Origin of the sequence: Ideonella sp. B508-1, assembly GCF_000333615.1 — a bacterium.
Classification (GTDB): Bacteria; Pseudomonadota; Gammaproteobacteria; order Burkholderiales; family Burkholderiaceae_C; genus Ideonella.
This window is the reverse complement of sequence record NZ_BADL01000371.1, coordinates 1-6,554: the sequence shown is the minus strand read 5'-3', so window position 1 is coordinate 6,554 and position 6,554 is coordinate 1. Positions and strand designations below refer to the sequence as shown.

The 6,554-nt window shown below is 69.8% G+C and carries 7 protein-coding genes and 2 pseudogenes; 3 read left to right on the top strand and 6 right to left on the bottom strand.

From position 1 onward, the window contains the following. From I73_RS15620 to I73_RS28265, 3 genes and pseudogenes are all read left to right on the top strand, one after another. Positions 1 to 313, top strand: a pseudogene (locus tag I73_RS15620) (acetyl-CoA C-acyltransferase); the annotation flags it as partial. Between the two features lie 70 nt (positions 314 to 383). Continuing rightward, positions 384 to 1,150: pseudogene (locus I73_RS28270) on the top strand (enoyl-CoA hydratase). A gap of 13 nt (positions 1,151 to 1,163) precedes the next feature. Continuing rightward, on the top strand, positions 1,164 to 1,907 hold the full coding sequence (locus I73_RS28265) for an SGNH/GDSL hydrolase family protein (protein WP_022981472.1): 744 nt from the start codon (positions 1,164 to 1,166) through the stop codon (positions 1,905 to 1,907). Here the strand turns inward: I73_RS28265 and I73_RS15605 are convergent. The 6 genes from I73_RS15605 to I73_RS15580 form a co-directional block, all read right to left on the bottom strand. Next, positions 1,886 to 2,974, bottom strand: a complete 1,089-nt coding sequence (locus I73_RS15605) for a membrane protein (protein ID WP_022981471.1) — start codon at positions 2,972 to 2,974, stop codon at positions 1,886 to 1,888. The two genes, I73_RS28265 and I73_RS15605, sit on opposite strands and share 22 nt — an antisense overlap. Positions 2,975 to 3,041: 67 nt before the next feature. After that, complete coding sequence (gene catC / locus I73_RS15600) at positions 3,042 to 3,317, bottom strand: muconolactone Delta-isomerase (RefSeq protein WP_022981470.1); 276 nt, start codon at positions 3,315 to 3,317, stop codon at positions 3,042 to 3,044. Between the two features lie 38 nt (positions 3,318 to 3,355). Further along, positions 3,356 to 4,690: a short-chain fatty acid transporter gene (locus I73_RS15595; RefSeq protein WP_022981469.1), complete on the bottom strand. Its 1,335-nt coding sequence runs from the start codon at positions 4,688 to 4,690 to the stop codon at positions 3,356 to 3,358. 114 nt (positions 4,691 to 4,804) lie between these two features. Then, positions 4,805 to 5,101: a YciI family protein gene (locus I73_RS15590; protein WP_022981468.1), complete on the bottom strand. Its 297-nt coding sequence runs from the start codon at positions 5,099 to 5,101 to the stop codon at positions 4,805 to 4,807. 1 nt (position 5,102) lies between these two features. Further along, positions 5,103 to 5,897, bottom strand: coding sequence for a 3-oxoadipate enol-lactonase (gene pcaD / locus I73_RS15585; protein WP_022981467.1), 795 nt, complete (start codon positions 5,895 to 5,897; stop codon positions 5,103 to 5,105). A 24-nt stretch (positions 5,898 to 5,921) separates the two neighbouring features. Continuing rightward, the coding region (locus I73_RS15580; protein WP_022981466.1) for an acetyl-CoA C-acyltransferase at positions 5,922 to 6,554 on the bottom strand (633 nt) is incomplete at its 5' end.

Below are 6,554 nucleotides of genomic sequence, written 5' to 3'. Positions count from 1 at the left end.
CATCGGCCCGATCGAGGCCATCCCGGCCGCGCTGAAGGCCGGTGGCCTGAAGCTCGACGACATGGGCTGGATCGAGCTGAACGAAGCCTTCGCGGCCCAGTCCCTCGCGGTCATCCGCGATCTGGGCCTGAACCCGGATGTGGTGAACCCCATGGGCGGCGCGATCGCCCTGGGCCATCCGCTGGGCGCCACCGGCGCGATCCGCGCCGCGACCACCATCCATGCCCTGCGTCGCCACAAGCTGAAGTACGGCATGGTGACCATGTGCATCGGTACCGGCCAAGGCGCGGCCGGCATCTTCGAAGCCGTCTGATCGACGGTCACGCACGCGGGCGGCTACCATGCCGCCCGTTTTCATTTCAAGTCAGAAGCAGGAGACCCGCATGACCATCCGAACCGGCGTCGTGGATGGCGTGGCGACCATCGAGATCGCCCGCCCCGAGAAGAAGAACGCGCTGACCATGGCGATGTACGACGCCATGACCGACGCCATCGAGGCCGCCGGCGGCGACCCGGCCGTGCGGGCCCTGCTGATCACCGGCCAGCCCGGCGTGTTCACCTCCGGCAACGACCTGGAGGACTTCATGCAGCGCCCCGCCCGCCGGGCCGGATTCGTCCGTCTTCCGCTTCATGCGCGCGCTGGAAGCCTGCGAGAAGCCGGTGTTGGCCGCCGTCACCGGCGCGGCCGTGGGCATCGGCACCACGATGCTGCTGCACTGCGACTTCGTCTTCGTCAGCGACGAGGCCCGCCTGGCCATGCCCCTTTGTCGGCCTGGGCCTGGTGCCCGAGTACGGCTCCAGCCTGATGATCCCGCGCCTGATGGGCCATGTGAAGGCCGCCGAGAAGCTGTTGCTGGGCGACCCCTTCACCGGCGCCGACGCGGTGGACTGCGGCATCGCCAACGCGGTGCTGCCGGCCAGCGAGGTGCTGCCCCACGCCCGCCGCGTGGCCGAGCGCTTCAACCACCTGGCGCCCTCGGCCGTGCGTGAATCCAAGCGCCTGATGAAGGCGCCGCAGCGTGAACTGCTGCAGCAGGTCATCGCCACCGAAGCCGAGCTGTTTGGCCAGCGCCTGCGCAGCCCCGAGGCGCGCGAGGCCTTCCAGGCCTTCTTCGAGAAGCGCAAGCCCGACTTCACCAAGTTCCAGTGAGGCCCGGCGCCCGATGCCCGGACCGCTGAAGCTGCTGCTGGGCCCGGTGCTGCTGCGCCAGGGCCGGCAGGTGCGCCGCCACGCGCTGCGCCTGCCCGAGGCCGCCGGCCCGCGCGAGGGCGTGGTGGGCGAGGGGGCGTTGCGTCTGCGTCTGCTGGTGGTGGGCGATTCCGCCGCGGCCGGCGTGGGCGTGTTCCACCAGGCCCAGGCCTTGGCCATTCCCCTGGCCGAACGCCTGGCCCTGGCCCTGGACGGCCGGGTGGCCTGGCAGCTGGTGGCCAGCACCGGCCACCTGGCGGCCGATGCGCTGAAGGCGCTGGAGCAGGCGCGGCTGCACCCGGCCGATGTGATGGTCACCTCGCTGGGGGTCAACGACACGGTGGGGCAGACGCCCGTGCGCCACTGGCTGGCCACGCTGGACGCGCTGCATGGCCTGGCCCAGGCCCGGGCCGGCGTGCGCCACACCTGGCACTCGGCCGTGCCGCCGATGGAGCGCTTTCCGGTGCTGCCGCAGCCGCTGCGCTGGGTGCTGGGGCGCGATGCGCGCCGGCTGGACCAGGCGCTGCAACGCCACCTGGCGGGCCGGGCCGACCGCGGCCATGTGGCCCTGCCGCCCATGCCGGGCGAGGCCGCGGGCTGGATGGCCCGCGACGGCTTCCACCCCGGGCTGCTGGGCTACCAGGCCTGGGTGGAGGCCTTGACCCGGCAGATGTTGCTGGAAGGCGCCGCCGCGCTTCAGCCGGCTGAAGCGGGCTGAGCGGCCTCTGTGGCCTGAACCGGCGCTTCGCTGTCGGCCGGCACGCCGCAGCTGGGGCAGTAGCGGAAGAACACGTTCTTGCGGGTGCCGCAGCCGCCGCAGCGGTCGAAGAGCTTGAGGCCGCAGTGCACGCAGAAATCCGGCTTCACGTCGCCGGTGGTCAGGATGGCGCGCTCGCAACCCGGGCAGACATTGGCCGCCATCTTCTTGAGCGCCTCGTCGTTGGTCAGGGACTGGCGGCGCTGCGCTTCGCTCTGCTGCTCCACCGCTGCCCGGCGCGCCAAGTAGCGCCGCATCGCCCGGATGGCGTAGTGCCCGCCCAGGCCGGTCAGCACGATGCCGACGCCGTAGCGCACATAGCCGCCGTAGCTGGGCAGGTAGGGCACCAGCTCGAAGAAGAAGGCATAGGCCGCGAACAGCACGAAACCGCGCAGCAGGGGCCAGTGGTCGCTTTTGCGCTTGCGGGCCACCATCCAGCCGGCCACCAGCAGCAGCGGCAGGGTCAGCGCCAGGCGCAGGCCGAAGACCCGCAGCTCCTGCAGGAACCGGGCGCGCTCATAGACGCCCTGGGCCTGGCTCAGCAGCGTGTCCAGCCGGCGCTGGTGACCGGCCTGGGCCTGGCTCACGTCCAGGCGGTCCTGGTCCAGCTTCTCCTGGGCCTGCTGGGCCTCGCGCTCGGCCTGCTTGAGCTGGTCGAGCTCGCGGGTTCGCCGCTGCAGCTCGGCGTTGGTGCTGGCGTCGCCCGTGGCCTGGCGGCTGGCCAGCCAGTTGGCCTGGGCGCTGCGCGCGGCCTGGTAGGCCTGGCTGGCCGCGTTCAGCTTGAGCCGGGCCTGCTCGGTCTGGTCCTCCAGCGTGCGGGCCTGCTCACCCAGGTCGCGCAGCTGCGTGCGCTCCGATTGCAGGGCGTTCGCATCGGCGAACTGCTCCAGCGTCAGCGTGTCCTCCACCTTGGGCAGGTCCCCGATCAGCTGCCCGCCCAGCCCCATCAGGAAGCCGGCGAACAGCAGGGAGACGATCCACATCAGCAGGCCGAAGGCCTTCTCGGGGACACGCAGCGTCTTGAACATGGGCAGGATCGGGAGGTGTGGGGCAGCGATGGTGACACACTTCCCCGCACCGCCAGCCGGTGTCCCGTCAGATGGCCGAAGGATGGCGTGCCAAGGGGGTGACCTGGATCGTCATGTAGGGAAAGAGCGGCAGCTGGCTCAACAGGGTGTGCAGCTCGTCGTTGCTCTCGACGTCGAAGATGCTGACGTTGGCGTACTGGCCCACCACCCGCCAGATGTGCGGCCACTTGCCTTCGCGCTGCAGAGCCTGGGAGTAGGCCTTCTCCTCGGCCTTGATGCGCGCAGCCTCCGCGGGGTCGACCGAGGCGGGAATGTTGACCTGCATTTCAACCATGAACAGCATGGGGAACTCCTTGTGTGAAGGGCGAGGCGCCGCGCGGTTCAGAGCAGCGGCCAGGCCAGGATGGTGACCATGTAGATGGCGCCGACCAGCACCATCGACAGCACGGTGTAGCCCATGATGTCCTTGAGCTGAAGCCGGGAGATCGCCAGGGCCGGCAGGATCCAGAACGGCTGCACCAGATCGTTCCAGGCATTGCCCAGCATCACCGACATCGCGGTCTGGGACTGCGAGGCGCCCATGGCCTTGGCGGCATCGATCATGAACGGGCCCTGGATCACCCAGTGACCACCGCCGGAGGGGGCGAAGAAGTTGATCACGAAGGAGCTCACCAGGCCCCAGAAGGGCAGGGTGCTGGGGCTGGAGATCTGGATGAAGACGTGTGCAATCGACTCCACCAGTCCCGAGGCCGCCATGATGGCCATGATGCCGGCGTAGAAGGGGAACTGCAGCACGATGCCGCCCACCGTCTTCACGCCTTCGTTGAGCTTCTCGACGTAGTTCATCGGGGTGCCCAGCAGCAGAATGCCCAGGAACAGGATGAAGAAGTTGATCAGGTTCAGGTCCAGCGTGCCACCCTGCTTGAAGTGCAGGGCCACATAGACCATGCCCAGGCCGCCGATCAGCCAGCTCAGCAGGCGGCTGTGGTTCAGGCGCCAGGCGATGGTGTCCCGGCCCAGCAGCTCGGCGGCGCCGGGCTTGCCCGCGGCGTCGGCATCGGTTTCCGGGGGGATCTCGGTCACCGGCTCACCCGCCTTGGGGTGCATGGCCGCGTTGAGCAGCGGCAGCGTGAGCAGCACGGCCAGGCTGGTCAGCAGGATGGGGGTCGAGAAGATGGTCTCGCTCAGCGGGATCAGTCCCATCTTCGACTCGAAGGCATGACCCTTGGTCGAGATCAGCACCGGGATGGTGGCCGAGAAGCCCAGGCCGTACATCGTGAAGCCGGAATAGGCCGAGGCGATGATCAGCGGGTAGGGCACGCCTCGATTGCGACGGGCCAGCTTCCTGCCCACGATGCCGCCCAGCACCAGGCCGAAGCCCCAGTTGAGATAGCTGCCCACACAGCCGATCAGGGTGGCGACGATCACCGCCGTGCGCGGGCGCTCCACCTTGTTCACGATGCGGTTGATCAGCCGGTCCACGACCGGGGCCGTGGCCAGCACATAGCCCATGGCCAGGATGACCACCATCTGCGTGGTGAAGGCCAGCAGGCTCCAGAAGCCCTTGCCCCAGTCCACGGCGGCCAGGGCCGGCGCGCGGCCCTCGATGCCGATGGCCAGGCACAGCGTCAGCAGGGTGAGCAGGATGGCGAAGACGAAGGGATCGGGCAGATAGCGCCGCATCAGTTCGGTGAAGAAGGCAGTGATCTTGGTCACGGTGTTGTCTCCAGGAAGCCCGGCGTGCGCCGGTGTTGTGGTCCGGGTTCGTGTGCCGAAGGCATGCGGCGGCCCGCCCGGACCTGCGGCGCACGACACAAGGGGGGAAAAGGGTCAGAGCAGGCAGTGGCCGTTCACATAGGCCTTTCGCCATCGGGTGATCAGCACCCGCTCGAACAGGCCGGCCTGGTGGAAGGGGTCGGCCTCGATGAAGTGCTGGGCGTCCTCGCGGCTGTCCAGGTCCACCACGTAGAGGCCGCCGCCCAGGTCGCTGCCATCGTCGGCCAGCTTGGCACCGCAGGCCAGCAGCAGGTCGCGGTGGGCCTCCAGAAAGCGCAGGTGCTCGGCGCGGTGGGCCTGGCGCACGGCCTGGTGCCCGGGCTTGTCGAAGGTTTCGATGATGTAGGGCATGTCAGGCCTGCTGAAGAAAGGGGAGCAGTGCGGCGAGGAAGGCGTCGGGCACTTCCACGCTGGACAGATGGGAGGCTTCCAGCGCTTGCAGCTCGGCACCGGGGATGCGTTCGGCCATGAATTGCGCGTCACCCACGGTGGTCACCGGGTCATGGCGGCCGGCCAGCAGCAGCACCGGGCAGGCGATGCGATCGATCTCTTCGCGCAGATCGGCCTGGGCCAGGGCGTCGCAACAGGCAGCGTAGCCCTGCGGGGACAGGCCCGCCAGCGTCTGCTGCAGCACCTGCACCCGGTCCGGGTGCGCGTCCAGGAAGCCTGGCGTGAACCAGCGCGACGGAGAGCTGGTGGCTATCGTGGTCAGGCCCTGTGTTCGCGCCAGGGCGGCGCGGTCTTGCCAGCCCTGCAGCGTGCCGATGCGGGCGGCGCTGTTGGCCACCACCAGTCGACGGATGCGTGGGGCGGCATGCACGCCCAGCCACAGGCCGGTGAGGCCGCCCATCGAGATGCCGCAGAAGTCGGCCTGCGCGATGTCCAGTGCATCGAGCAGATGCACCACGTCCTGGCCCAGGCGGGCCAGGGTGCAGGGGCCGGCACCGTCCGGCGCAGAGCCATGGCCGCGGGTGTCGTAGCGGATCACCCGCCGCTGCTCGGCCAGGCGGGGCACGACGGGGTCCCACATCTCCAGTGTGGTGCCCAGCGAGTTGGACAGCACGACGGCAGGGGCCCGGGCCGGGCCGTCCAGCGCCACGCGGAAGCGGCCGTCGGGGGTGTCGATGTGTTCGACGAGGGTGCTCATGCAAGGTCTCCGTGGTGGCGCGTCTCAGACGCGCTCGATGATCATCGCAATGCCTTGGCCGACACCGATGCACATGGTGCAAAGACCATGTCGGCCGCCGGTGCGCTCCAGCTGGTGCAGGGCCGCGATCACCAGCCGGGCGCCGCTGGCCCCCAGTGGATGCCCCAGGGCGATGGCGCCGCCGTTGGGGTTGACCTGCGGTGCGTCGTCGGGCAGGCCCAGGTCGCGCAGCACGGCCAGGGCCTGAGCGGCAAAGGCTTCGTTCAGCTCGACCACATCCATCTGGGCCAGGGACAAGCCGGTGCGCTCCAGCAGTCGGCGCACCGCGGGCACCGGGCCGATGCCCATCACCCGCGGCAGCACGCCAGCGGACGCGGTGCCGACGATGCGGGCGCGGGGTCGCAGGCCATGGCGGCGCACCGCGGCCTCGCTGGCAATCAACAGCGCGGCCGCGCCGTCGTTCACGCCCGAGGCATTGCCCGCGGTCACGCTGCCGTCAGGACGCACCACGCCCTTCAACCGGGCCAGGGCCTCCAGCGTGGTCTCGGGCCGCAGATGTTCGTCGGCCTGAACCACCAGCGGCTCGCCCTTGCGGCGCGGAATGTGGACGGGCACGATCTTCTCGGGCAGCCAACCGGGCGCCCTGGGCCGCCCCGG